Raw genomic sequence first — 252 nt, forward strand, 5'->3', positions numbered from 1 at the left:
GTGGTGGCTTCTTAGTTTCCGCTGATAGCTATATCCGAAACAAACATTCACTAGAAAAATATATGGCTAGATCCCCTAAATATCAAGGGGTAGAAATAGAAAAGAATACTCGTCGAATCTGCTTAATGAATATATTCTTACATGGTTTAGATGCGAATATTATTTATGGTGATGCACTGACTGATGACTCTGCAGAGCTGGATGAAGCAGATATAATTATAGCCAACCCTCCCTTTGGTAATAAAGCAGGGG

The 252-nt window shown here is 38.1% G+C and carries 1 protein-coding gene; it reads left to right on the top strand.

Annotation, left to right across the window (positions count from 1 at the left end; genetic code table 11):
* On the top strand, nt 1-252 hold a 252-nt coding region (locus tag SB847_RS21745; protein ID WP_410578778.1), incomplete at both ends, for an N-6 DNA methylase.

Origin of the sequence: Bacillus sp. SIMBA_026, assembly GCF_046535335.1 — a bacterium.
GTDB classification, from domain to species: Bacteria; Bacillota; Bacilli; order Bacillales; family Bacillaceae; genus Bacillus; species Bacillus velezensis.